The 25,610-nt window shown below is 60.8% G+C and carries 28 protein-coding genes; 23 read left to right on the top strand and 5 right to left on the bottom strand.

The window, feature by feature from the left end; genetic code table 11:
• Positions 1-87 precede the first annotated feature (87 nt).
• The 14 genes from LAN37_08200 to LAN37_08135 all read left to right on the top strand — a co-directional run bounded on the left by LAN37_08200 (position 88) and on the right by LAN37_08135 (position 11,651).
• A complete protein-coding gene (locus LAN37_08200) occupies positions 88-1,746 on the top strand; it encodes a methylmalonyl-CoA mutase family protein (protein ID MBZ5647186.1) in 1,659 nt (552 codons plus the stop codon).
• Entirely contained in the window at positions 1,743-2,135 is a 393-nt protein-coding gene (locus LAN37_08195) for a hypothetical protein (protein ID MBZ5647185.1), read from the top strand. Before LAN37_08200 ends, LAN37_08195 begins: the two co-directional genes overlap by 4 nt.
• A 697-nt stretch (positions 2,136-2,832) precedes the next feature.
• Positions 2,833-3,084, top strand: a complete 252-nt coding sequence (locus tag LAN37_08190) for a hypothetical protein (protein MBZ5647184.1) — start codon at positions 2,833-2,835, stop codon at positions 3,082-3,084.
• 101 nt (positions 3,085-3,185) lie between these two features.
• Entirely contained in the window at positions 3,186-3,785 is a 600-nt protein-coding gene (locus tag LAN37_08185; protein ID MBZ5647183.1) for a DNA-3-methyladenine glycosylase, read from the top strand.
• 152 nt (positions 3,786-3,937) lie between these two features.
• A complete protein-coding gene (locus LAN37_08180; GenBank protein ID MBZ5647182.1) occupies positions 3,938-4,360 on the top strand; it encodes a cobalamin B12-binding domain-containing protein in 423 nt (140 codons plus the stop codon).
• Positions 4,357-4,929: an enoyl-CoA hydratase/isomerase family protein gene (locus LAN37_08175; GenBank protein ID MBZ5647181.1), complete on the top strand. Its 573-nt coding sequence runs from the start codon at positions 4,357-4,359 to the stop codon at positions 4,927-4,929. The genes LAN37_08180 and LAN37_08175 overlap by 4 nt, the downstream gene beginning before the upstream one ends.
• A 57-nt stretch (positions 4,930-4,986) precedes the next feature.
• Positions 4,987-6,681: an acyl-CoA carboxylase subunit beta gene (locus tag LAN37_08170; GenBank protein ID MBZ5647180.1), complete on the top strand. Its 1,695-nt coding sequence runs from the start codon at positions 4,987-4,989 to the stop codon at positions 6,679-6,681.
• Positions 6,678-6,926, top strand: a complete 249-nt coding sequence (locus LAN37_08165; protein MBZ5647179.1) for a hypothetical protein — start codon at positions 6,678-6,680, stop codon at positions 6,924-6,926. Before LAN37_08170 ends, LAN37_08165 begins: the two co-directional genes overlap by 4 nt.
• Positions 6,927-6,961: 35 nt before the next feature.
• Complete coding sequence (locus LAN37_08160; protein ID MBZ5647178.1) at positions 6,962-7,834, top strand: hydroxymethylglutaryl-CoA lyase; 873 nt, start codon at positions 6,962-6,964, stop codon at positions 7,832-7,834.
• Between the two features lie 38 nt (positions 7,835-7,872).
• Complete coding sequence (locus LAN37_08155) at positions 7,873-8,655, top strand: enoyl-CoA hydratase/isomerase family protein (GenBank protein ID MBZ5647177.1); 783 nt, start codon at positions 7,873-7,875, stop codon at positions 8,653-8,655.
• 53 nt (positions 8,656-8,708) lie between these two features.
• Positions 8,709-9,074: an acyl-CoA thioesterase gene (locus tag LAN37_08150; protein MBZ5647176.1), complete on the top strand. Its 366-nt coding sequence runs from the start codon at positions 8,709-8,711 to the stop codon at positions 9,072-9,074.
• Complete coding sequence (locus LAN37_08145; GenBank protein ID MBZ5647175.1) at positions 9,071-9,490, top strand: hypothetical protein; 420 nt, start codon at positions 9,071-9,073, stop codon at positions 9,488-9,490. The genes LAN37_08150 and LAN37_08145 overlap by 4 nt, the downstream gene beginning before the upstream one ends.
• A gap of 55 nt (positions 9,491-9,545) precedes the next feature.
• Positions 9,546-11,096 carry a histidine ammonia-lyase gene (gene hutH / locus LAN37_08140; GenBank protein ID MBZ5647174.1) on the top strand — a complete coding sequence of 517 codons (1,551 nt, stop codon included), beginning with the start codon at positions 9,546-9,548 and terminating at the stop codon, positions 11,094-11,096.
• A 42-nt stretch (positions 11,097-11,138) separates the two neighbouring features.
• Positions 11,139-11,651, top strand: a complete 513-nt coding sequence (locus LAN37_08135) for a hypothetical protein (GenBank protein ID MBZ5647173.1) — start codon at positions 11,139-11,141, stop codon at positions 11,649-11,651.
• Here the strand turns inward: LAN37_08135 and LAN37_08130 are convergent.
• Positions 11,638-12,222 (bottom strand): HDIG domain-containing protein, encoded by a 585-nt coding sequence (locus LAN37_08130; protein ID MBZ5647172.1) that lies wholly within the window; start codon positions 12,220-12,222, stop codon positions 11,638-11,640. The genes LAN37_08135 and LAN37_08130 overlap by 14 nt on opposite strands.
• 174 nt (positions 12,223-12,396) lie before the next feature.
• On the opposite strand from LAN37_08130, the gene LAN37_08125 reads away from it, so the two are divergent.
• Positions 12,397-12,936 carry a helix-turn-helix domain-containing protein gene (locus LAN37_08125; GenBank protein MBZ5647171.1) on the top strand — a complete coding sequence of 180 codons (540 nt, stop codon included), beginning with the start codon at positions 12,397-12,399 and terminating at the stop codon, positions 12,934-12,936.
• A gap of 75 nt (positions 12,937-13,011) precedes the next feature.
• Here LAN37_08125 and LAN37_08120 read toward each other — a convergent pair whose 3' ends face one another.
• From LAN37_08120 to LAN37_08105, 4 genes are all read right to left on the bottom strand, one after another.
• On the bottom strand, positions 13,012-13,848 hold the full coding sequence (locus LAN37_08120; GenBank protein ID MBZ5647170.1) for a metal ABC transporter permease: 837 nt from the start codon (positions 13,846-13,848) through the stop codon (positions 13,012-13,014).
• Positions 13,849-13,864: 16 nt separating this feature from the next.
• Positions 13,865-14,806 carry a metal ABC transporter substrate-binding protein gene (locus tag LAN37_08115; GenBank protein ID MBZ5647169.1) on the bottom strand — a complete coding sequence of 314 codons (942 nt, stop codon included), beginning with the start codon at positions 14,804-14,806 and terminating at the stop codon, positions 13,865-13,867.
• 7 nt (positions 14,807-14,813) lie between these two features.
• Complete coding sequence (locus LAN37_08110; GenBank protein ID MBZ5647168.1) at positions 14,814-16,100, bottom strand: TonB-dependent receptor; 1,287 nt, start codon at positions 16,098-16,100, stop codon at positions 14,814-14,816.
• Between the two features lie 73 nt (positions 16,101-16,173).
• Positions 16,174-16,509 (bottom strand): hypothetical protein, encoded by a 336-nt coding sequence (locus tag LAN37_08105; protein MBZ5647167.1) that lies wholly within the window; start codon positions 16,507-16,509, stop codon positions 16,174-16,176.
• Positions 16,510-16,660: 151 nt separating this feature from the next.
• On the opposite strand from LAN37_08105, the gene LAN37_08100 reads away from it, so the two are divergent.
• The 8 genes from LAN37_08100 to LAN37_08065 all read left to right on the top strand — a co-directional run bounded on the left by LAN37_08100 (position 16,661) and on the right by LAN37_08065 (position 25,610).
• Positions 16,661-17,455 (top strand): isoprenyl transferase, encoded by a 795-nt coding sequence (locus LAN37_08100; protein MBZ5647166.1) that lies wholly within the window; start codon positions 16,661-16,663, stop codon positions 17,453-17,455.
• A 62-nt stretch (positions 17,456-17,517) separates the two neighbouring features.
• On the top strand, positions 17,518-18,390 hold the full coding sequence (locus LAN37_08095) for a phosphatidate cytidylyltransferase (GenBank protein ID MBZ5647165.1): 873 nt from the start codon (positions 17,518-17,520) through the stop codon (positions 18,388-18,390).
• A 27-nt stretch (positions 18,391-18,417) separates the two neighbouring features.
• A complete protein-coding gene (locus tag LAN37_08090) occupies positions 18,418-19,620 on the top strand; it encodes a 1-deoxy-D-xylulose-5-phosphate reductoisomerase (protein MBZ5647164.1) in 1,203 nt (400 codons plus the stop codon).
• A gap of 19 nt (positions 19,621-19,639) precedes the next feature.
• A complete protein-coding gene (gene rseP / locus LAN37_08085; protein MBZ5647163.1) occupies positions 19,640-20,980 on the top strand; it encodes an RIP metalloprotease RseP in 1,341 nt (446 codons plus the stop codon).
• Between the two features lie 238 nt (positions 20,981-21,218).
• A complete protein-coding gene (locus LAN37_08080) occupies positions 21,219-21,476 on the top strand; it encodes a hypothetical protein (GenBank protein MBZ5647162.1) in 258 nt (85 codons plus the stop codon).
• A 64-nt stretch (positions 21,477-21,540) separates the two neighbouring features.
• Positions 21,541-22,704: a hypothetical protein gene (locus LAN37_08075; protein MBZ5647161.1), complete on the top strand. Its 1,164-nt coding sequence runs from the start codon at positions 21,541-21,543 to the stop codon at positions 22,702-22,704.
• On the top strand, positions 22,705-24,606 hold the full coding sequence (locus LAN37_08070) for a DEAD/DEAH box helicase (GenBank protein MBZ5647160.1): 1,902 nt from the start codon (positions 22,705-22,707) through the stop codon (positions 24,604-24,606). It abuts the gene before it with no gap.
• Positions 24,603-25,610 (top strand): DUF3883 domain-containing protein, encoded by a 1,008-nt coding sequence (locus tag LAN37_08065; protein ID MBZ5647159.1) that lies wholly within the window; start codon positions 24,603-24,605, stop codon positions 25,608-25,610. Before LAN37_08070 ends, LAN37_08065 begins: the two co-directional genes overlap by 4 nt.

Here is a 25,610-nt window from a genome sequence, read left to right as displayed (position 1 = left end):
TTCGACAGCCGTCACCCGTCGCCTTCAGAAAAAGACTGGGCGGAACAGACGCTCGCGCCGTCGCTCGAGAAGCAGCCCGAGAAGCCCATTGGCGCGCCCTCGGGCGTCAACAAGGACGAGAACGCCAACGCCCGCTTCACCACCATCTCCGGTGTGCCCATCCGCCGCCTGTACACGCAGGCCGATCTGCCCAAAGACTGGAACTACGAAAAATATCTGAACTATCCCGGACAGCCGCCCTACACGCGCGGCATCCACGCCAGCGGATATCGCGGCAAGCTTTTCACCATGCGCCAGTTCTCCGGCTTCGCTTCGCCGGAGGAAACCAACGAACGCTACAAGTACCTGCTCGCCTCCGGCGGCGGCGGGCTTTCCGTCGCCTTCGACCTGCCCACGCTCATGGGCTACGACTCCGATCATCCCGCGAGCGAAGGCGAGGTCGGCAAGTGCGGCGTCGCCATCGATTCCCTCGAGGACATGGAGATCCTCTTCAACGGCATCGACCTGGAGAAGACCACCACCTCCATGACCATCAACTCGGCCGCCTCGGTACTGTGGGCGATGTACTTGGTGGTCGCCGAGAAGCAGGGCGCTGATTGGAAGGAACTGGGCGGCACCATCCAGAACGACATTCTCAAGGAATACATCGCGCAGAAGGAATACATCTATCCGCCCGCGCCCTCCATGCGCCTGGTGATCGACACTTTCGAGTTCGGCAGCAGGTTCACGCCCAAGTGGAACACGGTCTCGATCAGCGGCTACCACATCCGCGAGGCCGGCTCGACCGCGCTCCAGGAGCTGGCCTTCACCATCTACGACGGCGTGGAGTACGTGGAGTGGGCGCGCCGACGCGGCCTCGACGTGGACGAGTTTGGCCCGCGTCTCAGCTTCTTCTTTAACGCGCACAACGATTTCTTCGAGGAGCTGGCCAAGTATCGCGCCGCCCGCAAGATCTGGTATCGCCTGATGAAGGACCGCTTCGGCGCCCAGCACGACCGCACCCGCCTGATGCGTTTCCACACCCAGACCGCGGGCGTGTCGCTCACCGCGCAGCAACCCATGAACAACATCGCGCGCGTCGCCCTCCAGGCGCTCGCCGGCGTGCTCGGCGGCACCCAGTCGCTGCACTGCGACGGATACGACGAGGCCCTCGCCCTGCCCACCGCCGAAGCCGCGCGCACCGCCCTGCGCACCCAGCAGATCATCGCCTACGAGTCGGGCGTCACCCAGACCATCGACCCGCTCGGCGGCTCCTACTTCCTCGAGAAGATTACCCTCGACATGGAGAAGGGCGCCTTCGACTACTTCGAGAAGATGGACGCGATGGGCGGCATGGTGAAGGCCATCGAGCGCGGCTATCCCCAGAAGGAGATCGCCGAAGCCAGCTATCAGTACCAGCGCGCGGTCGAGGCCGGAGAGAAGATCATCGTCGGCGCCAACCAGTTCACGAACGACGAGCCGGAGCCGCAGAACATCCTCTACATCGACGAGTCGGTCGGTGCGGCGCAGACCCGCAAGCTCAAAGCGCTGCGCGCCCGCCGCTCCAACGACGAAGTCCGCCGCCGCCTCGACGCCCTGAAGCGCGCCGCCGCCCAGGAGCCAGTCGCTCCCAAGGACGGCAACATCTCACCCGCGAACACCATGCCCTACATCGTGGACGCCGTCCGCGCCTACGCCACCGTCGGAGAGATCTGCGAAGCCCTGAAGCAGGTCTACGGGACGTACACCGAAGTCAGCATCACGTGAAGACCCGCTCACAATTTATCCTTGTGCTCGTGACCATGCTGGTGAGCTGCGCTCTTATTGCGCAGTCAAAGCTCAAACTCAAGTCAGGCAAAGAAGTAAAGGTCCTTAAGGTCGGTCCGGTAATCAACACCTCTGGCAAGAGACTTGGGCTGATGCTTCAATACGAGACAGAACTGAAGCTCTCAGACAAAACTGCGCTACACAAAGAGGTGGACGAGATTTGGGAGGTTTTTAGATCCGATGTCGAGAAAGCACGTGACAAAGCGGGAATCATAAGTGCGACGGAAAAACCTACGGGTTACGTAATTCAGCATTCCAATTCGTACAATTTCATGTTCGAGAAGAGGACGGACGGCACCTGGCACCGTCTCGAAGACAAAGACAAATAGATCGGAGCTATTTCCCGACCGACATCACTTGTAGCGCGGCCGCCCCCGGCCGCGCAGCCCGCTTCAGCGGGCGCAAGAATTTAGCCCCGGGCGCAAGCCCGGGGTTGGCGGCCCCAAAGATTCCCGAGCCCCTTCAGGGGCGGCACACGAAACAAACAGACATTTCTCGCATTACCGTGGAAGCCCCCGCCTTCAGGCGGGGGTTTATAGCGTCGGCCAAGAACATCCCCGAGCCCCTTCAGGGGCGGCACACAGGCGCAAACGACGACCTTCTTCACCCGCCCATCCTCAATTTATAGCTTCTAGCTATTGGCAAGCACTTTCTTTTCCACAACCTAACCCTCTGATCCCACTCGCCTTCCCTGCTCCAGATTCGAAGATCGCGCAACTCGATTTGCTATGCTGGATGTAGCGGGCCCAGGCCCGCCGAGATGCCGCCCATCTCGTAAGTCCTTTGAAACGACATATCGACAGATCTCCGCGCCTAAGTCCTTCATTTCGACATATCAAAGGGGAGGGGGAGGGGGAGGGGGAGGGGGAGGGGGAGGGGCCTCGAATCTGTTCCGCTCCTGATGCCATTGATATCAAGCGCTAACTCCTTTGTTTCGACTGATGCCGGGAGGGGGGAGGGGGTAAGCCGGAGCGAGCGCTCCTGATACAATCCGCCCATCCGGACAAGCCAGCCAGAGGAGCGCCGATGGCAGATCATCGCGTGAAGTTCACCGTCCCCTTTCGTGATCTGGGACGCTCGGACATCGAGTTCAAGATCTACGCCGCGGTGAAGCGAGGGAGGCGTACGCGCCTCGATCACATCATCGGTACCCTGCTGGTTTCCCACGGCGCCATCGAGTGGCGCTCGCGCAAGAAGCACAACAAGATCTCGCTCGATTGGGACGACTTCGACCGATACATGCAGGAGCGGCGTTTTCCTTCATCCCGAACGAAGTGAGGGATCCCTACCCTCAGGCATTCGTTTGGCGATAGGGCTCCCTCGCTTCGCTCGGGATGTTATTCAGAAACTCCGTGTCTCCGTGGTGAATCATCTTTCCTATGAAGCGAGCAGTCGCCCATCTGAAGCAAGCCGACCCCGTTCTCGCAGGGATCATCGCGCGCGTCGGACCGCTCAAGCCGCAGTACGCGCCTCCCACCTTCGAAAACCTCGTGCGCTCCATCGCCTACCAGCAGCTCAATGGCAAAGCGGCAAAGACGATCTTCGACCGCGTCAACGCCGCAGCCGGAGGCGCGATCACGCCGGAAACGATCCTGGCGCTCAGCGACGAGCAACTGCGCGCCTGCGGGCTCTCGCGGCAAAAGCTCAGCTACATCCGCGATCTGGCCGCGCGCACCCAGGCCCGCGAGATCGAGTTCGAGCGCCTGCCGGAGATGTCGGACGACGACGTCATCGAGCACCTGACGCGCGTGAAAGGCATCGGCCTGTGGTCGGCGCAGATGTTCCTGATGTTCGCCCTGCGCCGTCCCGACGTGATGCCCGCGACCGACTTCGGCGTGCGGATGGCCATCCAGAAGCACTGGCGCAAGCGCAAGCTCCCCAAGCCCGACTTCATACACAAGCTGTCGCGGCCATGGGCGCCGTACCGCTCGCTCGCCGCCTACTACCTGTGGAGGAGCTTGGACGGGAAGAAAGACTGAGATTGGCGAATTGAGTGATTAGGTAATCGGGGATATTGAGCAATTGAAAAACCCCCGAGCCAATTACCCGATCACTCAATCACCCAATTGCCCAATCGCCTGTTGTATTCTTAGTGGTTGGAGATCCGAGCTGTTTGCGGCTTGAGAAACCCATGGCTCAAGAAAAGAAGATCCGCGTGCTGGTGGCCAAACCCGGCCTCGACGGGCACGACCGCGGGGCAAAGGTGATTGCGCGCGCCCTGCGCGATGCCGGCATGGAGGTCATCTACACGGGCCTGCGCCAGACCCCGGAGATGGTGGTCAGTGCGGCGTTGCAAGAAGACGTGGACGTGATCGGGCTGTCGATCCTGTCGGGCGCGCACAACGCCATCGTGCCCCGCGTGCACGACCTGCTGCAGCAGAACAAGATGGACGACGTGCTCCTGCTGGTCGGCGGCATCATCCCCGATCAGGACATGGAGAACCTGAAAAAGAACGGCGCGGCCGGCATCTTCCAGCCGGGAACGCCGATGGACGAGATCATCGAGTTCATCCGCAAGAACGTGAAACCGCGCAGCGTCCCCGCCGCAGGATGAGCGGATTCGCGGCCGAACCCGCTTCTTCAGCCACCATCATTCGCCTGCAGTCCGAGGACGGCACCAACCGCCTGACCCGCGCGTGCGTGCTGGCGCTGACCGAGGCTGTGCGGGAACTGGCGCGCGGGGCGAAGCCGCTGCTCATCACCGGCAATGAGAAGTTCTTCTCCGCGGGCGCGGACCTGAACGAGATCGTAGCGCTCGACGGCCCCTCCGCCTTCGCATTCGCCAAGATGGGCCAGGCACTGATGGACGAGGTGGACCGCTTCCCTGCACAGGTGTTTGCGGCAGTGCACGGCTACTGTATGGGAGGCGGGCTTGACCTTGCGCTGGCCTGCGACTTCCGCATCGCTGCGCCGCACGCGGTCTTCGGACATCGCGGGGCAGCGCTGGGGCTGATGACCGGATGGGGCGGGACGCAGCGCCTTTCCCGTCTGGTCGGAAAAGCGCGCGCGCTGGAGATGTTCATCGCGGCGGAAAAGCTGCACGCCAGGCAGGCGCTCGCGTTTGGGCTGGTGGACGCCATCGCCGACAATCCCATCGCAGAAGCCCTGCGCAGGCTTTCGTAGGCGATTGCACCCTCTCCCGCCCGTGATGTACGGTTATCCGTTTCGCAACCAGAGCTCATGGCCGACCGGACCCAGGAATCCGTGAACAACGTGCTGCAAACCAAGGTCGACGCCACCTCCCCGCGTTTCGAGAAGAACATGCGCGCGATGGCCGAACTGGTGGCGCAGGTGCGCAACGAGGAACAAAAGATTTGCGAGGGCGGCGGGGCAAAGGCCATCGAGGCACAGCACAAGAAGGGACGCCTGACCGCGCGCGAGCGCCTGGCGCTGCTGCTCGATCCCGGCTGCGAGCTGTTCGAGCTGGGCATCTACGCGGCCCACGGCATGTACGAAGACTGGGGCGGAGCGCCGGCGGCGGGCGTGGTCACCGGCATCGGGCGCATCCACGGGCGGCAGTTCATGGTCATCGTGAATGACGCGACAGTAAAAGCAGGCGCGTTCTTCCCCATGACCGCAAAGAAGGTCATCCGGGCGCAGAACATCGCCATCGAGAACCACATTCCCACGATCTATCTGGTGGATTCGGCGGGCGTGTTCCTGCCGCTGCAAGAAGACGTCTTCCCCGACACCGACGACTTTGGGCGCGTCTTCCGCAACAACGCGGTGATGAGTGCGATGGGGATCCCGCAGATCGCGGCCATCATGGGCATGTGCGTTGCCGGCGGCGGATATCTGCCGGTGATGTGCGACCACATCCTGATGACCGACGGCAGCGGGCTGTTCCTCGCGGGACCGGCGCTGGTGCAAGCCGCCATCGGACAGAAGAGCGACCCGGAGGAACTGGGCGGAGCGGCCATGCACTCGCAGATCTCGGGAACGATCGACTACCGCGAGCCCAACGACGAAGCGTGCATCACGCGCATCCGGTCGCTGGTGGAGAAGATGGGCGACCGCCCGCACGGTCCGTTCAGCCGCATCGCACCGGAGGCGCCGCTCTATCCGGACGAGGAGTTGTACGGGATCTTTGAGTCCGATCCCGCGCGGCAGTATGACACCAAGGAGATCCTGGCGCGCATCGTGGACGGCAGCCGCTTCGACGAATACAAGCCGGAGTACGGCGAGACGGTGCTGTGCGGGTTCGCGCGCATCGGCGGGTTCGCGGTGGGCATCGTCGCCAACCAGAAGACGCACGTCCATATGCTGGACAAGGAAGGCCACAAGCGCATCGAGTTCGGCGGCGTGATCTACACCGAGTCGGCGGAGAAGGCGGCGCGCTTCATCATGGACTGCAATCAGAACCTGGTGCCGCTCATCTTCTTCCACGATGTCAACGGGTTCATGGTGGGAAAGCACGCGGAGTGGAGCGGGATCATCAAGGCGGGCGCCAAGATGGTGAACGCCGTGTCCAACTCGGTGGTGCCGAAGATCGCCATCATCATCGGGGGGTCGTTCGGCGCGGGACACTACGCGATGTGCGGAAAGGCATACGATCCGCGATTCCTGTTCGCGTGGCCGAGCGCGAAGTACGCTGTGATGGCAGGTGCGTCGGCCGCCGGGACGCTGGTCGAGATCAAGGTCAAGCAGCTGGAGCACGGCGGCAAGAAGCTGAGCGACGAAGAGAAAAAGGCGCTGTACGAATCCGTGGTGGCGACTTACGGGGAGCAAACCGATCCGCGCTACGGGGCGGCGAGGCTGTGGATCGACAGGATCATCGATCCGATGGAGACGCGGGAGGCCATCATCCAGGCGCTGGAGGCGGCGAACCTGAATCCCGAGGTGCGGGAATTCAAGGTCGGGGTGCTGCAAACGTGACCTCGCGCCGGACCAAGCTGCTCGGTTTATTAGCGGCGATTTGCTTCGTGCTATTCGCGGCGCTGGAGACCGAAGGCGGCCAGCGGATCCTGCGCGACTACTTCGACATCCCGTTCGACCCTGACGACCTGCTCCACGGCACCGGGATCGGTCCCGCGGTGGTGTTTTTTGTGCCCGGGTTGCTGCTGGCGATCGGGACTGCGATATCGAAAGCGGCGGACAACCGCCATGCGCATCGGCGGTGAGCTTTCTTTCCGCGGATCGACGCGGATGAACGCAAATGGCAGAAGGAATCAAACTGATCGAGTGCCCGCGCGACGCGTGGCAGGGGCTGAAGGGCCAGATCCCGACCGAGGTGAAGGTCCAGTACCTGCGCGCGCTGATCGGGGCTGGGTTCAAGCACATCGACGCAGTGTCGTTCGTGTCGCCCAAGGCGGTGCCGCAGATGGCCGACTCGGAGCTGGTGCTGGAGCAGCTCGATCCGCCGGACGACGTGGAGATCATCGGCATCGTGGTGAACCAGAAGGGTGTGGAGCGGGCCATTGGCACGGAGGCGGTGCGGACCGTGGGGTTCCCCTACTCGGTCTCTCCTACGTTCCTGCAACGCAACCAAAGTCAGACGCCGGAGAGCGCGCTCGAGGAACTGGAGAAGATCCAGCAGATGGCCGGCCAGGTGGAGTTGGAAACGGTGGTGTACATCTCGATGGCGTTCGGCAATCCGTACGGCGACCTGTGGAATGTGGACGAGGTGATCGAGGCGGTGGGGCTGATCGCGGACATGGACGTGACCATGATCTCGCTGGCCGACACGGTGGGCCTGTCCACCCCGGAGCAGATCCACGAGTTGGTGGAGCCGGTGCTGCGGCAGTTCGACCATATGGAGATCGGCGTACACCTGCACAGCCGTCCGGCGCAGGCGGTCGCCAAGGTGCTGGCGGCGTACGACAGCGGCGTCCGGCGGTTCGACTCGGCCATCGGCGGGCTGGGCGGATGCCCGTTCGCCCAGGACCTGATGGTGGGCAACATCCCGACGGAAAAAGTGATCGAGGCGGTGAGCCAGCGCGAACCGGGCAGGCCGATGGTGAAGCCGATGGATGCGTTGATCCGCATGTCGGCGGACATCGGGGCAAAGTTCGCGGGAACACCCCATTAGTAGCTGGGAGCTAGTAGCTGGGACTGAAAGATAAGCAAATGGAATTGACAACGATTCTGTACAAAGAAGACGCGGGCGTCGCGACCATCACACTCAACCGCCCTGAAAAGCGGAATGCAGTCAGCTTCGAGCTGGTGGAAGACCTGATGAGCGCGCTGGGTGAGGCGGAGCGGTCGAGCGCGCAGGTGGTCATCATCACGGGCGCGGGCAAGGCGTTTTGCGCGGGGCTGGACCTCGAAAGCCTGAAGCAGCTCGTCGGGCGGACGCACGAGCAGAACGTTCAGGATTCCGCGACCATGGCCAGGCTGTTCCGCCGCATCTACGAGTTCCCCAAGCCGACCATCGCGGCGGTGAACGGGCACGCCATCGCAGGTGGAACGGGCATCGCGACCATGTGCGACTTCACGCTGTCGGTGGCCGAGGCCAAGTTCGGCTATACCGAAGTGAAGATCGGGTTCGTGCCGGCGATCGTGTCGTCGATCCTGGTGTGGCAGGTGGGGCACAAGATCGCGCGCGATTTGCTGATGACCGGGCGGCTGTTCGACGCCGCCGAGGCGCACCGCTACGGGCTGGTCAACGAGATCCTGGAGCCCGAGCGGCTGATGCCGCGGGCCCACGAACTCGCGGCGCAGTTGATGGAGAACTCGCCCTCCTCGGTGCGGCTGACCAAGAAGCTGATCAACGGTTTCATCGCGCGCGCGCTGGACGAGCAGATCGCCCAGGCTGTCGAGGACAACGCGCGCATCCGCACCACGGCAGATTTCCGCGAGGGCATCTCGGCCTTCCTGGAGAAGCGCAAGCCGAAGTGGAGCGGCAAGTGAGCGGACGCGCCTTTGAGACCCGGCTGCGCGTCCGTTACGTCGAGACCGACAAGATGGGCGTGGTGTACCACTCGAACTTCCTGATCTGGTTCGAGGTGGGACGGGTGGAGGCGCTGCGGGAGCTGGGATTCAACTACAAGGAGATGGAACGCAAGGACGGATGCTACATTGCCGTTGTGGATGCCCGCTGCCGTTACAAGTCGCCGGCGTTCTATGATGATGAGATCCTGGTCCGCACCAGGATCAAGAACGTGCGCGGATCGCTGATCCACTTCGGTTATGAGATCGTGCGCGCCGGGGACGGCACGCCGCTGGCCGAGGGTGAGACCACGCACATCGTCACCGACGAGAAGATGCAGAAGCGCGAGATGCCGGGGAAATACCAGAAGGCGTTCGCCGCCTGTGTGGGCCACGAATGAAGAAACCCGCTCCACGCCCGTCAGCGCAGGCGATCGAGCCCTCGGTCGCGCTGGTGGTCGATCCCGAGTACGGGGAGCGCCTGCAAGGGCTGGTGGAGCGCATGCCGATCTGGGCGCTGAACTCAACCACCAATCGCGCCGCCACCGAGTGGATCTGGGAGAAGGACCCGGAGACACACCGGCGCATCACACTGTTCGACGTCCCCGACTTCCCCGTGGACACGCAGGAGTTCATCGGCATCGTCGCCAGCATCGACGCACAGCGCACCAAGCACTTGCAACCACCGATGCGCGATCTTGAAGTCATCGGCATGGGGGTCTATCCGGACCTGAACGGTGCGCTGCTGGAATTCGGCTTCCAGTCGGTGGAAACAACGGTCAGCGGGTTCAAGGCGCTGGGATTGAAGCGTACCTGAACATTTCTTCCGGAGAGGCACCCTGACGGGCGTCTCTAAGGCAAGCGTCCTCATCATGAAAGCACTTCATCTCACCGGAAACGACCTCACGCTGGAGGATCTGCAGGAAGTGGTGTACGAGCGGCGCCCCGTGCTGCTGGCGGCGGACGCGCGGGGGGCGGTGGAGCGCGCCCGTGGCGTGGTGGATGATCTGATCGAGAACAACCGGGTGGCATACGCCATCACCACCGGCGTGGGCAAGCTGAGCGACGTGCACATCGCGCCGGAGCAGAACCGCGAGCTGCAGGTGAACCTGTTGCGATCGCACGCGGCCGGCGTCGGCGAGCCGTTGCCCGAGGCCGATGTCCGCGGCATGATGCTGCTGCGCGCCAACTCGCTGGCCAAGGGCTTCTCCGGCGTGCGCGCCGACGTCATCGACAAGCTATGCGAACTACTGAACCGCGGCGTGCACCCGGTGATCCCGTCGCAGGGGTCGGTGGGAGCGAGCGGAGACCTGGCGCCGCTGGCGCACCTGGCGCTGGTGCTGATCGGCGAAGGCGAGGCGTTCGTCGCGCGTAAGCCGCGGCGGGCTGCGGATCCGGCGTACCGGCGCGTCTCCGGCGCGCAGGCGCTCAAATTGGCTGACGTCAAGCCGATCGTGCTGGAGGCCAAAGAGGCGATCTCGCTCATCAACGGCACGCAAGCCATGCTGGCCGTGGGCGCGCTGGCGGTGCTGGCAGCGGAAACGCTGGTGGACTCCTCCGACGTCATCGGCGCTCTGACCCTGGATTCGCTCTGCGGCAGCATCCGTGCCTTCGACCCGCGCATCCACAAGGCGCGCCCGCATTCCGGCCAGATCACGACTGCAGAGAACCTCACGCGGATGATCTCGGGAAGTCAGATCCTGGAGTCGCACAAGAACTGCGGCCGGGTGCAGGACGCCTATTCGCTGCGCTGCATGCCTCAGGTGCACGGCGCGGTCCGCGACACGATCGACTACTGCCGCCGCGTGTTCGAGATCGAGATGAACTCCGCGGTGGATAACCCGCTGGTCTTCGCTGCCAAGGATGGCAGCGGCGAGGTGATCTCCGGCGGGAACTTTCACGGCGAGCCGGTGGCGTTCGCGCTGGACTTCCTGGGGATCGCACTGGCGTCGCTGGCGGGGATCAGCGAGCGGCGCATCGACCGGCTGGTGAACCCGTTCCTCAGCGAGGGCCTGCCGCCGTTCCTGGCCGCCGACGCGGGGTTGAACTCGGGCTTCATGATGGCGCAGGTGACGGCGGCGGCGCTGGCCAGCGAGAACAAAGTGCTGGCGCACCCGGCATCTGTGGACTCCATCACGACGTCGGGCAACAAGGAAGACTACGTCTCGATGGGCATGACGGCGGCGCTGAAACTGAAGCGCATCCTCCAGAACTCCACCAACGTGCTGGCGATCGAAGCCATGGCGGCGGCGCAGGCGCTCGACTTCAAGTTGCCGCTCAAGAGCTCCAAGAAAGCGCAGCGGGCCTATGACGCCATTCGCGCCGTCTGCCCCACGATGCAGAAAGACCGGGTCATGGCGGGGGACTTTGGGCGCATCGCCGAAGTCATCGCCGCTGGCAAACTGGCAGAGGTGCTGCGTTAGCCCGGCTGCCTGCACCCTGCCTCTGAACGGGGGAGAGCTGCCATGACGCTACTCGCACTCTATCTGCTGGCCACGGCGGACGGAGCGATCTGCGGGTATCGCGTCGCCGGCCGTCGCGGCCTCCTCGTCGACAAGCACGCCTGCTACCGGGCGGTGACGCGGGGCACGCTCTGGGCGCAGATCGCCGCAGTCATCGCGGCGGGGGCGCTGGTGGCGGCGTGGAAGCTGGCGCCTGATCGAGCTGCGCTGATCTCCGACATGGAGCACGCCGCGCGACGGATGCTGTGGGTGTTCGTTCCTTACGCCGTGGCGATCTTTGTCTCGTTCGCCGTGCGCGCGCTGCCCTCGACCGACATCCGCAGCGCGACCAGCGTCATGATCGTCGGGCGCATTATGGCGCTGCGGCCGTTCGTGGCCATCGCCGGAGTGCTCTACGGGATCATTCCTGCCGGCCGCTGGGAAACGAAGGCTCTGGGCGCGGTCGTCCTGGCACTGATGCTGTCGCTGGAACCGTTGCTGGACCGGATCGCAGAACTGCAGCCTACGACGCAGTAGGTGCGCTGTTCGTTCCCGCCAGTCCTAATTGGTCCGCGACAGCCTTCATGGCTCCGATGCAGAAGGCGATGTGCTCTTCCAGGTCGGCACCCACTTCAACGGCCCCTTTGGTGATGTCGTCGCGGTTGACGGAGCGGGCGAAGGCCTTGTCTTTCATTTTCTTGCGCACCGACTTGGCCTCCACCTCGGCCAGCGACTTGTTGGGCTTGACCAGCGCGGTGGCGGTGATGAAACCCGCAAGCTCGTCGCAGGCGAAAAGGGTCTTCTCCAGCTTCGACTCGCGGGAGACGCCGGAGTAGTCGGCGTGGGAGAGGATGGCGCGGCGGAAGGCGTCGTCGTAGCCGCGCTCCTTCAGGATCTCGCTGCCGCGGAAGGGATGGTCCTGGGCGCTGGGCCACTTCTCGTAGTCGAAGTCGTGCAGCAGGCCGACGTTGCCCCACAGGTTTTCGTCCTCGCCGAATCTACGGGCGTAGGCGCGCATGCACGCTTCCACCGCCAAAGCATGCTTTCGCAAGGATTCCGACTGGGTGTACTCACAGAGTAAACCCCATGCTGCGCCGCGGTCAGTCATGTTTTGTTCCTGTTTTCTCCTGATTTTCTCCGGTTTATTTCCTTCTGTTTCGGACTTTGCGCGGATAATTTCGCGTTTCCATACGAAATACTTGTTGACAGCCTGAGGAACATACCTCAGATTACGCAACAGTAGTTGGGCCCGACGCCCGCTCTGGCGTCTCGCACAACCCAGATGGCCACGACACTCGCGCCCGTAGATTCTCGCGAAGTGATCCGTTGTGACCGATGCCACCTCGTCCAATTCCGGACGAATAACAACCTGTGCCGACGCTGCCACACCTGTTTGGACGAACCAGAGCCAGAGCCGGTGGTAGCGCAGCCAGTTCCCGCGCCGGCACCGTCGAACGGCAACGGACACTCGCATTTACAGGTGGCGCAGGCGATCCGTTCCCTGCGGCAACGCGGAGGTCTGAGCCAACGCCAGCTCGCCCTGCGCATGAACGTCCCGCGCACCTACGTCTCCAAGATCGAGAACGAGAAGGCTACCCCCACGCTCTCGTCGCTGGAACGGCTGGCGCGCGCCCTGGAGGTCACCGTACCCGACCTGCTCATGGGCGCCGAGAGCGGACGCCAGGAGGAGATCCGCGGGCTGCTGGGCGACGATTTTATCGCGCAACTGGCTCCCTACATCGCCAAACTCGACGGCATGCAGCGGGCCAGCGTCATGGCGCAGATACGGGACCTGACCACTCACCCAAGACGAAACGCTTAGAACCTCCTGATCCGGGCTGACCACTGACACTGAAGCCGAGGCCAATCGCCTCGGCTTTTTTCAATCCAATCGCCCTCAGGCCGCCGCGGCGTTGTTCCCATGATGCAGCATCAGGTGGACGACGTACATGAGCAGGAGCACGCCGCCGAAGGTGCAGACGATGGTAGCGCCCGTCGGAAGATCAAGATACACCGACAAGTAACAGCCCATGGCGGAGACCAGCGTGCCCATGGTCCAGCCGATGGCCAGCCTGCGGCCGATCTTCTCCGCGAACAGCATGGCGCCGACCGAGGGCACGATCAGGTAGCAGAAGACCAGCAGGACGCCGGCGATAGCGACGGACGACGTCACCACGAAGCCGAAACTGGCGTAGAACAGGAAATCCCACAGGCGGACCGAAATACCTTCGGCGCGGGCCTGCTCGGCGTCCATCGAGATGAGCAGGAACTTGCGCCGGAAGATGTAGTGGAACAGGCCGATGACCCCGTACAGGATCGCGGTTTTGATCACGTCATGCCGGGAGACGGCGAGGATGTTGCCCACCAGCATGTCCTTGAGGTGCTCGGTCTCACCCGTGGCCTTGCTCATGGCCAGGATGGCGCCGGCCGAAGCCACCGCGTAGGTGATGCCGATGAACGCTTCCAGCGGGATGTGGGCCTTGCGTGTCCGCACCAGGGCGAAGATGCCCGCTCCAAGGAAGGTGAAAGCCAGGCTGATCCAGTAAGCCTCGCCACCGTGAGGATCGACGCCGATGAGCACGCCGATGGTCGTGCCCAGCGCCGCGATCTGCGCCAGCGCCAGGTCCACGAAGATGACGCCCCGTTCCACCACGTGCACGCCGAGGTAGGCATGGATGCCGGTCAGGATGAGGCTCGCCAGGAACGGCAGGATCAGGAATTGTAGGATTTCCATTCTTTCGTCGCCTTACCTACTTGGTCGCGTTGAACGCCTGCGTGAGCAGCCCGATATCGTAATCGAAGAGCTTGAAATAGTCCGTTATCTCCTTCTCCCCGCCGACAGAAGGAGTAAGGACCAGCACCTTCGCCCCCGTAGCCGCGCCGATGCTGTTCGGTGTCTTGGAGTCGAAGTAAGGCTCCATGATCAGCACTTTGACGTTCTCGCGCCTCATCATCTGGATAAGTTCGACGGTATGTCCGGGGCTGGGCGGGATGCCGGGCCGCGGTTCCACGTATCCGGCGACGTCGAGGCCGAAATGTCTGGCGAAATTCGGCCAGGAGTTGTGGTAGGTGACGATCTTGCGGCCGCGGATAGGCGACATCGCCGACTCCCAGCGTTTCACCGCCTCACCCAAGCGCTTCTCGAAATCCTGATAGCGCTGCTGGAAATAGACCTGATCGCCGGGATCCATCTCCGCCAACTTGTTGGCGATGCCTTTGGCGATGCGGCGTCCGTTGTCCGGATCGAGCCAGTAGTGGGGGTTCCCCAATGGGTGGACGTCGCCCATGGCGCGCGAAACCGGGCCGGTGGGGATGTCGAGGATCTGAGCGAATTGAGAAGCGTCCAGGAAGCCGCTGGCGCCCGGCTGAATTCTCGGGTTGCCGCACTGGGTGATCAGCGGAGGCAGCCAGCCGATCTCCAGTTGCAGCCCGACCGAGATCAGCAGGTCGGCGTTGCGCAGCTTGAGCAGGAAGCTGGGCTTAGCTTCGACGAAGTGCGGGTCCTGGTAGCCCTTGGCGATGGACTCGACGCTGATCTTGTCGCCGCCGACCTCCTGGGCCAGCGCCGCCATGTCGGTGGTCGAAGTGACCACGTACAGTTTCTTCGCGTACGCCGCCGCGGGCAGCAGGAGCAGCCCCGTGAGCAGCAGCGCGCATGCGCTCGGAAGAAAGCTTTGAGAACGGATCTTCATATTTCTCCTAGAACGGGTGCGCGCCGTGCGCCCCGATCGAGAACTGCACTTGCATCAACAATTCGTTGGCGTCGTTGCCCTCGCCATACTGGGTGCGGCGGAACTGCCCGCGGATCTGCGCGAACTCGCTGGGCCAGTAGGTGAGCACCGAGGAGAAGCCGCGGTCGAGCAGGTTCTGGTTGGTCGAACGCTGCGAGTAATCATATCGTCCTCCGACAAACCAGCGCCGCCCGAGCTGGTAGTCCGCCGAGGCGTACATGCCGAACGACCGCTGCGTGAACGGCAACTGCTGGCGCTGGCTCCAGATGGCCTCGGTGCGCGCGATAAACGAGTGATAGATGGCGCGGCGCAGAGGCTTCCAGCGCAGCGTGGCGTCGAACCCGTAAAGGTTGGTCAGGAAGTCCGTGCCCAGATCGTTGTGGCCGCGGGAGTAGGAGAGGCCAAGGTCCAGGTTGGTGGACTCGGTCAGGTCGCCGTAGCCGCGCAGGTGCGCCACCGTGCTCACGTCGCTATGCCGCGACGAGGTGAACAGCGGGCTGAAGTTGGTGCCGGAATCGCCCCGGAACACCTGTCCGGTGGCCTCGAGGAAGATGCCTTTGGGAGCGGGCAGGATGCGCTGGATGGAGATGCCGGCATCGTCGATGCCGTCCTCGCCGCCGACCAGGTTGAAGGTCACCAGCGGGCGGTCGATCCACGGCAGGACGTGGTTGTGCATCGAGTTCACCTTACCGAAGGCAGCGCGCATCTTTCCCACCTTGGCCACCAAGCCCGCAGGCAGCGAGGTGAAGGTGATGTACCCCTCCTCGAGATCCACGCCTTCCTCACCGAACGACAGGAAGAAGTCGGCGCGCGCGTAGGGATCCACGATGGCCTGGACGCCGAGTTCGCTCTCGTGCATGGAGAGTCCAGGGAACGGCTGAAGCCCGGCGAACGGCGAGGCCGAATTCCTGCCCGCCGAGCCGATGAAGTCGCCGATCGCGCTGATATCCGGGTTCAGAGCCTTGGCGTTGGCTTGGGCGCCGCCGATGGTGGGCACCGCCGGGGCGATCTGCGGCGTGACCGCGGCCTGCCCCGGGCTCGACGCCTCGCCTGCCGTCGCTGTGGCACTCTGCTGCGCCTGCGCGGCCTGCTGGTCCTTCATGGTGCGCAGTTGTCCCTCGAGCGAGATAAGGCGGTCCTCGAGGTCGCGGACCTTCTGCTCCAACGCGCTGGTGTCGGCAGCGTTGGCCGTGGCCTGCGCCCAGGCGCCGGCGGTGAGCAGCACAAGCATTGCAACAATCGATATCGTCCTCATCTGAACTCTCCTGGAGAATGAGTCTCGGCCGGGATCTCGGCCTACCCGTATTCGTGCGACCAATGACAGGAGGTTAGAACGCTGGAGGGGGCCGGACGTATAGCGCGAAGCACGCGTCTGATTGGGGCGGAACTCCGGCGCGTGCCGGTACTTCGATCGAAATCAGCCGGCTGACTGCAATCGCCGCCGACGCCACCGCGAGTATCGCCACCTGAACCGTCATGCAGATGACGCATACTGCCGATCCGGGAAGCGAAGTACCGCCGCTGTGCTGAGCTGCGCCGAGCTCCATGTCGGTGCAGTGGTGCATCACCTGCACACCGGTCACAGCCAGGACCAGGAACAGGCAGAACACGGCGGTCCCGGCGCGGAGCCGGCGAAGCCATCCGAATTGGAGTGGGAAGACCACTGAAAACCCTTAGATGCAGCGAAGCTGCGGAACGTCTAGTTTCGTTGGGGGAGCATTGTAAATCACGGCTCCAGATTCTCGAACCCAGCCGGGCGGCCTTCTTTGCAAGAAGCCGCTTTGCGTGCTAGTTTGGGAAAGCGTAGAGGTCTGCTTGCGAGTCTTGATTCCCGAGGGGCTGGACCGGAAAGAAGCCGAGATTTACACCCGGCTCGACCCCGATAAACTTCCCCAGCACGTAGCCATCATCATGGACGGCAATGGCCGCTGGGCGAAACACCGCCACCTGCCGCGCATCGCCGGCCACCGCGCCGGGGTGAAGGCCGTGCGCTCGACCATCGAGACCGCGGCGCGCATCCACCTGCCGGCGCTGACCCTCTACGCTTTCTCCACCGAGAACTGGAAAAAGCGGCCCAAGACCGAAGTGGATTTCCTGATGCGCCTGCTTCGGCACTACCTGAAGGCTGAGGTGCCGACGCTCAAGAAGAACAATATCCGTCTGGAGTACATCGGGCGCCGCCACGAGCTGCCCCTGGAAGTGCAGGAGCGCATGGCCTGGGCAAAGGAAGAATGCGCCCACTGCACCGGCATGGTGCTGACGCTGGCGCTCAACTACGGCGCGCGCGATGAGATCGTGGATGCGATGAAGTCGGTGGTGCAGGCCGCCATGTGCAACGGCGGACTGGAACATCTGAAGATCGACGAAGAAACCATCCAGCAGCACCTCTATACCCGGAACCTGCCCGATCCCGATCTGCTCATTCGCACCTCGGGCGAGATGCGGCTTTCGAATTTCCTGCTGTGGCAGGCGGCGTACGCCGAGATCTACGTGACCCCGCTGCTGTGGCCCGACTTCCGTGGCCGGCACCTGCTCGAGGCTATCGCCGAGTATCAGAAGCGGGAGCGGCGCTACGGCGGGCTGGTCGAGAGCGCGGCTTCCTCGCACTGACTCTTCGAAAAAAGCTTTTTTCATAGACGCATACAGCTCCGGAAGGCGAAAATCGCCGCACGATGAAGCGCGTCCTGACCGCGGTGGTACTCATTCCGATCGTCCTGCTGATCGTGTTCCGCGGGCCGGGATGGCTACTTGGGGCGGTTCTTGGACTAGTCGCACTGTTGGCCCAGTTGGAATACCTCGACATCGCGGAGTCATTTGCCAAGCCCTTTCGACTAACGACACTCGCGTTCACTATCGTCCTTTTTGCGTACACCTTGGTGCCGGACTTGTACTGGTACCCAGGAATCCCCTGGCCCCACCCAACCCTGTTAGTCGCGATCGCCCCTTTTATCTTTCTTGCGCTCGGTATGTCTCGGCAGGACCTGAGAGAAGGATTCTTGTCGGCCGCGGTTTCTTATCTTGCCTTGCCGTATATCGCGTTATCACTGTGGTCGTTGATTGAATTGGCTGGATCGCGGCGAATCTTCGTCTTTTTCGTTCTTGTAGTGGTCTGGATCGGCGATACGTGCGCGTATTACGTCGGTCGCAGTATGGGCAAGCATCTGATGGCCCCGCGTATCAGTCCCAAGAAGACGTGGGAGGGAGCCGTCGCATCAGTGATCGGAAGTGTTGTCGCTGGTGTGCTCGTCATCCAGTATGCGCCAGAGATTACGGACTTCTTGCGCAGGGCATCGCTCTTGGCAGATGCCGACCTGCGCTCAATCCAGCCGCACATGGTGCAAGCCGGCGTAATTGCAGCGATCGTGAATGTGGCTGCCCAGATCGGTGACTTGGTTGAGTCGCTAATAAAGCGCGGGGCCGATATTAAGGATTCCGGAAGGCTACTGCCCGGTCATGGCGGCATCCTCGACCGCATCGATGCCCTGCTCTTTGCTGCGCCAGTCGCGACAATCCTGTTCACTATCACGTACAAGCGGTTCTTCTAAGATGTGGGATAATCAAGGTTCCCCTGCATGAAACGCATCGCCATCCTGGGCTCGACGGGATCGATCGGGCGCAGCACCGAGAGTGTGGTTGCGTCGCATCCCGACCGCTTCCAGATCGTCGCCCTCGCCGCCGGAAACAATGTCGAGCGCGTGTTCGAGCAGGCCCAGCGCTGGCATCCTCGCCTGATCTCCATGAGCACCGCCCAGGGAGCAGACGAGTTGCGCAAACGACTCAAGGCCGCCGCTCTCGCCCACATTGATGTCGTCGAAAGCGCGAAGGGAGCGGTGAAGGTCTCGACACACCCGGAAGTGGACTTTGTAGTCAGCGCCATCGTCGGCGTCGCCGGACTCGAAGCCACCTACGAAGCGGTGAAGGCGGGAAAGACGGTCGGACTCGCGAATAAAGAGTCGCTGGTCGCGGCGGGAGAGCTGATCACCGCGGAGGCGCGCAAGCATGGCAAGCCGCTGCTGCCCATCGACAGCGAGCACAACGCGGTGCACCAGTGCATGCGCGGCGGCCGCCTGGAAGAAGTCCAGACCGTGTGGCTGACAGCCTCAGGCGGGCCGTTCCTCAACACACCGAAAGAAGATTTCGCCAACATCACCGTGGAGCAAGCGCTGAACCATCCCACGTGGAAGATGGGCCGGCGGATCACCATCGATTCCGCCACGTTGATGAACAAAGGCTTCGAGGTGATCGAAGCGTGCCGCCTATTCAACCTCCCGCCCACACAGGTGAAGGTCATCATCCATCCGCAGTCCACCATCCACTCCATGGTCGAGTTTCGCGACGGCAGCATCCTGGCGCAGCTCTCGGTCACCGACATGCGCTTGCCCATCCTGTACGCGCTCACCTGGCCGGAGCGCGTGGAGAGTGACCTGAGGTTCCCGGTGAGTGACCTTCGGAACCTCGACTTTTGCCCGCCCGACATGGAAAAATTTCCCTGTCTGCGGCTGGCCTATGAGGCCGCGGAAGCGGGTGGGGCGAAGACCATTGCCCTGAACGCTGCCGACGAGGTGGCCGTGGCCGCTTTCCTCGAGGGTCAAATCCGCTTTGCGGAGATCAGCCGTACAATAGAGGGGGTACTCAGCGAAACCGAAGGCCGGCATCCGACATCTATCAATGAGGTGCTGGCGATGGACTCCGAAGCCCGCCGCAAGGCCGGCGAGCGAGTCGCGCATTTGAGTGGCCGGAAAGTGGCGCTCCCCCGATCGATCTTGGTCAAGTAAAGGAAATCAACCCAGGCTCATGCATTCGTTTTTCATCGCAGTCGTCTCCGTCGCCGGCGTGCTTGGCGTACTGGTCGTAATCCACGAGCTCGGCCACTACGCCATGGCCAAGCTGTTGGGCGTCCGCGTGGAGGTGTTCTCCATCGGCTTTGGCAAGCGTTTGATCGGCTTCCGCCGGGGCGACACCGACTACCGCATCAGCGCCATTCCCCTGGGCGGCTACGTGAAGATGTCGGGCGAGAACCCGATGGAGCAGCGCAGCGGCGATCCGGCGGAATTCATGTCGCATCCGCGCTGGCAGCGCTTCATCATCGCCTTCGCCGGGCCGTTCATGAACATCGTGCTGGCCATCGGCGTGCTCACCGGCGTGTACATGGTGCGCTACGAGAAGCCCGTGTATCTCGACGAGCCTGCCGTCATCGGCTGGGTGCTGGAGGGCTCGGTGGCGGACAAGGCAGGCATCCAGGCCGGCGACCGCATCCTCCGCGTGGAGACCAAGCAGAATCCGACCTGGGAAGACCTCGAGACCGAAGTCCTGCTGAATCCCGGGCAGCCTCTGCCCCTAGCCGTGCAGCGCGGCAACGAGATCCTGGACAAGACCATTACGCCGGAGAAAACCGGCCCCAACGAAGTTGGAGCCGACCCGGGCTGGGCGCCAGTGGAGCGCGCGACGGTCCACAGCTTGGACGCTGGCCTGCCGGCTGCCAAGGCAGGCATTCAATTGGGCGACGAGATCGTTGCGCTGAACGGCAAGCCGACGCGCAACATGTCGGCCATCAAATACTTTCTGCAACAGAACAAGAGCGTACCAGTGGAAGTCACGGTCCTGCGCAACGGCCAGACGTTGAACCTGACCATGAGCCCGGTCGAGACCCAGGTGGACGGACAGAAGATGTATCGCATCGGCATCGGCCATAAGGAGCCGGTGCGCGCGCTGAAGCTTTCCTTCCCTCAGGCCTTCGCCAAATCCATCGAGCAGAACAAGCGTTTCTCGGTGCTGATCATCGACCTGGTGGGCAGGCTGGTGCAGCGCAAGGTCTCGATGAAGCAGATCGACGGGCCCATCGGCATCGCCGGAGCGGCTGGCCAGGCGGCGCAGGCCCAGGGCTGGGCGCCGCTGCTGGAGCTGACCGCGATGATCAGCCTCAATCTCGGCATCTTCAACCTGTTCCCCATCCCCATCATGGACGGCGGCGTGATCCTGCTGCTGTTCATCGAGGGCCTGATGCGGCGCGACATCTCGATCAAGATCAAGGAGCGCATCTACCAGGCGGCCTTCGTCTTCCTCCTCCTGTTCGCCGCCATGGTCATCTACAACGACCTGGGCAAGCTGCCGCTGCTCTCCCGCTACCTGCCGTAAGCTACGCGGACAGGGTTCGCCCCCTGCTGCGGGGATTCAGTAACTCCAAGATCGCGACGCTACTCGGTGTATCCAAGCCGTACGCATCCGCGATCCGCGCCGGGAGGCGGCCACATCCACGGCACTGGCAGGCGCTCGCCCAACTGGCTGGTTGTGAGCAGTGAGAATCGTTGGACGGCTCGGTTGAGTTGCTGTACTCTGGGCAGCCGATTCCTATTGCTCGCCTGGAAGCACCGCTATGTCGAGGAAATCGCCTCGTGCGATAAGCATCAACCCAAATCTACGCTGCGCGCGCATCTACCCTGTCGAGAACACGAAGAAAAACGTTCAAGATCTCAAGACCATCGGCATAAAGCTCACGCGAGACCAGGCAATCGATCTCGCGCGAGCATTGCTCGCCGTTACTCAGGATTGGGCAGAGATTGAACTGACCGGGTATAGATTCGACAAACGCAAAACGGATGGCACTTACCACCTGACCGTGACCAGTATTTGACCGAGTTGAACCGTCAATGACCCGTCTCACTGCGTCGCGCGCGTAGCTGGAGAAAGGCGCTTTGATGAAATTGGAAACCGTCCGCGAGAAGCAGATAGATGCTTACGTCGCCAACAACAATGACGCTCTGGACGATCAGAAACTTAGACTCGTTCTAAAGGGCAAGCCGAAGCATCTGCAGGTATACCGAATACCAATCAAGTACCTGATCTTCAACATCAGGAATGGTCGGTTTGCGGCGGAGCTTCTCGCGAAGGAAGATCAACTCAATCGCAAGCTTGATGCAGCAAATCCACAAGATGCGAAGGTAATCCAGAACATCCTACTTGAGATAAGCCCGAACGAGACAGAGGCTCTAATGGCCGATCTAAAGCGCAACGGCCAGCTAGACCCTGGAGTAATAACGCGTGATGGAGCAGTCATCAACGCTAATCGGCGTATGGCTATTCTCATGGCTCTTTATGAAGAAGAACAAGATCCAGCGTTCGAATACCTGCGTGTCGCGCGACTGCCAAAAGACGTCGACGAGAAGGATATTTGGAGAATTGAAGCTGGACTTCAATTTGCGAAAGAATTTCGACTCGATTACAGCCCAATTAACGAACTGTTAAAGCTCAAAGAGGGACGAGAGAACGGCCTCACCACAGCTGAAATATCACGTATCCTGCTCGGGCGTTTCACGTCCGTCAGGGTTGAAGAGAAACTTGCAATCCTCAAACTTATTGAGAGCTACCTCGACTTCATCGGGAAGCCCGAGCAGTATCACATCGTGCAAGACGAAAGGAGCGTCGAAAAATTCAATAGCTTGCAGGCTAATGTTTGCGCCCCTTTGAAAAGGAAAGGCGTCAAGGATTCTGAAATCGCAAAGCTCTTGATGTTTGCCTTTTTGCTAATCTCGAAGACTGACCTAAGCCACTGGGACATTCGCCTGCTGAATAAGATCGCTCTTGAACCGAGTGCATACGTGGAATTGCTCAGACATCACGACCCTAAGAAACCTGCTGCGCAATCCAAAGATAGCCTCGAAGAGAGTTTTGCCACAGCGAAGGAAATCGTAGAAGCACAGGAAAGTCATAACCGACCAGAGCGGCTCCTTAGAAAGGCACTTTCGGCATTACAAGGGATCGGGTCTGACCATAAGAAGCTCAGCGAGACTGCTTCCAGAAATCTCCTGGCGCAATTGAAAAAGGAAGTAGATCGGCTCATGAGTGCCACGAAGGAGCAGTAGATGAGCCGAGACACGGTCCGGGTTCGACTTGAGCCAGAGTCTTTGACAATCGTAGTTGCAAAAGGCTCGCCGCTCCTATCGGGAATGCACCGTGTTTATTTCGTTAATGTTCTTGGATTCGAGCCAAGCACCGAACCTGTTGGATACTTCCGAAGTTCGGCAGCCTCTCCCGCATTACTGCTCGACATTGTTGATTATCTTCAGCAGCAGGACGTCCACGCAGAGTTAAACGCTAGTGCTGAGGCTGCAATCAACCGCTTTGAAGCTGCCGCCGAGGACTTTGGGACTGCTAAGAGCGCTGGTGCTGTTATCAAGTCTTCGCCACCACGCAGAATTGAAGTACCCCAGCTGAAGCGTGATCTTAAGCCCTATCAAATTCCAGCCATCGCACATGCGATTGCTGTGGGAAATGCCGCGAATTTCTCCGTACCCGGCAGCGGTAAGACCGCAGTTGCATTGTCTGTCTTTTCTATTCTCAGATCCAACAATGAGGTGCGCAAAATCATTGTCGTCGGTCCGCGATCCTCGTTCGTTCCATGGGAAGAGGAGTTTCAAGCGACTCTTCGCCGCAAGCCGCGAACTGTTCGGATTTCTGGTACGCGAGCTCAACGCATGAAGCTTTATCGCCAGGCCGAGAAAGCTGAATTGATACTGATGACGTACCAGATGGCGACGAAAGACCAGAACAGGCTAGAGACTTTTCTTCAGGCAAACAAATCATTCTTGGTATTGGATGAGTCACACAACATTAAGCGCCTTGAGGGCGGGATCTGGGCACCCGCTCTAATCGAAATTGGCACATTTGCAACCAAGCGGATGATATTAACGGGCACACCCGCCCCAAATTCAGCTGCGGATCTATGGTCACAAATGACATTCCTGTGGCCAAATCCCCCAATCCTCGGCACGCGAGAGGATTTCAAAAGTCAAGTGACGAAAGAGGAGTCAGGCTCTCTAGACCAGCTTAGGGAGCAATTGTTTCCTTTTTATTGGCGGACCCGAAAGAGGGACCTTCGTTTGCCAAATCCGCGCTTTCGGCGTATCCCGCTCACGCTTCGTCCCTATCAGCAGGCAATTTACAGAGCTCTTGCGGCCAAGGTCTTGTCGGATGTCGTAAAGGCACCAACTGAAAGAGTACGATTGCGGCTGTGGCGCACCGCGCGCATGGTACGCTTACTGCAGGCAGCCTCGAACCCCGCGCTGCTCACTCAGCACTCCACCGAATTTCAAGTTCCGCCTCTTAGTGCAGCTGGACTTCCGGTCGATGAGCTTATTCGCGACTATCACAAATATGAGATTCCGGTGAAGGTGGAGTTCGCGATCGAACTTGCAAAGGAGCTGATAGGGAAAAAACAGAAGGTGCTGATCTGGACTGCTTTTATTCACAACATACGAACTCTCGAACAAAGCTTGAGGGAATTCCATCCTCGCATTGTCTACGGCGACGTTCCAAAGGACGAGAACGAAGATGTCGAATTCAATCGGGAACAAATGATTCAGGACTTCCGAAGCTCTGCCGATTATCCCGTCCTCATAGCGAACCCAAGCGCATGCGCAGAATCGGTGTCACTACACAAGGTATGTAACCATGCCATATATCTGGATCGCACATTTAATGCAGCTCATTACATGCAATCCCTGGATCGCATACACCGAGTGGGGATGAATCCGAACACGAAAGTGCAGTACTACCTCCTGCAAGCCGAGGACACAATTGATGAGGTAATCGATGAACGATTGATTGACAAAGAAGCCCGGATGAAAGCGCTACTCGACGACGATATAGCGGTAATGAGCCTCGAATATGGGGCTGCAGAGTTCAGCGAGGAAACAGAAGAAGATCGAGATTTTGCCGCTCTTGTCGAACAACTGCGACAGAGCCAAGTATCCCAGTCAGCATGATTGAGAAGCTCGCGGAACTAAATAGAGTTCTTCTAGCTGTTGACGAGTTATGTGATGTCAACAGAACGGCACAGATTGACGCCGTCATTGATCGCTGCAAAAGCACCGTCATCGAAGCGCGCATTCCTAAACATGAAGTCAGCATCTCGTTTGCTCAGCAAGTCGGATTGTTGCAAGCTGAGGGTACAGAGATTCAGTTAACGGACGACGGAGACAGTTTCATAAAGCTTAATCCGACAAGTCAGTACGATTTGTCAGACGAACAGAAGAAAGTTCTGTTGCGAACGTGCTATTTGCATGGCCCGTTGCGACAAGAAGCACGAAGCATTCTGAAAGAGTTCTCGCCAGCTCTCGAAGGTGAGTCCTTGCGCTGGTCCTCGTTCGACAGTTCTCCGCTCCAGAACGAATGGGCCGCCGAGCATTTGAATCAGCTGGGACTTTTAGAGCGGACGGACGACGGCTGGGAAGTGCGCGCAGTTTACGCGAAGACAGTAGCCATTTTCCTTGAGGAAGGTGACGGCTGGTCCGAGGAGAAGTTTAGAGAGTATCTAAAGGAAAAAGAGGAGGTCGGGAACCTCGGCGAAAGTCTGGTGAGAGGTTATGAAACGCGCAGACTTTTGAGCTTGGGGCACGCTGTCGAGGCTCGCTGCGTTCGCCGCATTAGCAACGTACGGGTCAATGCGGGGTATGACATTGACTCATTCGACGGGCCATCTCCAGCGGTTGTCTACGACCGATTTATAGAAGTCAAAGGCGCACGAGCTCGCAAGATACGGTTCTTTTGGAGCGATAACGAAATGAATGTTGCAAAGAAATTAGGCAAGAACTACTGGATCTATTTTCAGGGATCAATCGATGTAGCAAAGGGAATTGCGCGTGACGAACCCGTCATGATCCAGGACCCGTGGAGTTTCATTCTGGGAAATAGCCGCTTCAAAACTGTTCCACAGGGGCTCATTGTAGAGTCTGATTTGAAAGGGAATCCGATAGAACAGCAGTTGTAA

This window comes from Terriglobia bacterium, from assembly GCA_020073495.1.
In the GTDB taxonomy this organism is placed as follows: domain Bacteria; phylum Acidobacteriota; class Terriglobia; order Terriglobales; family Acidobacteriaceae; genus JAIQFD01.
Note: the sequence above shows the minus strand (reverse complement) of the source record. Positions and strands in the feature narration are given on the sequence as shown.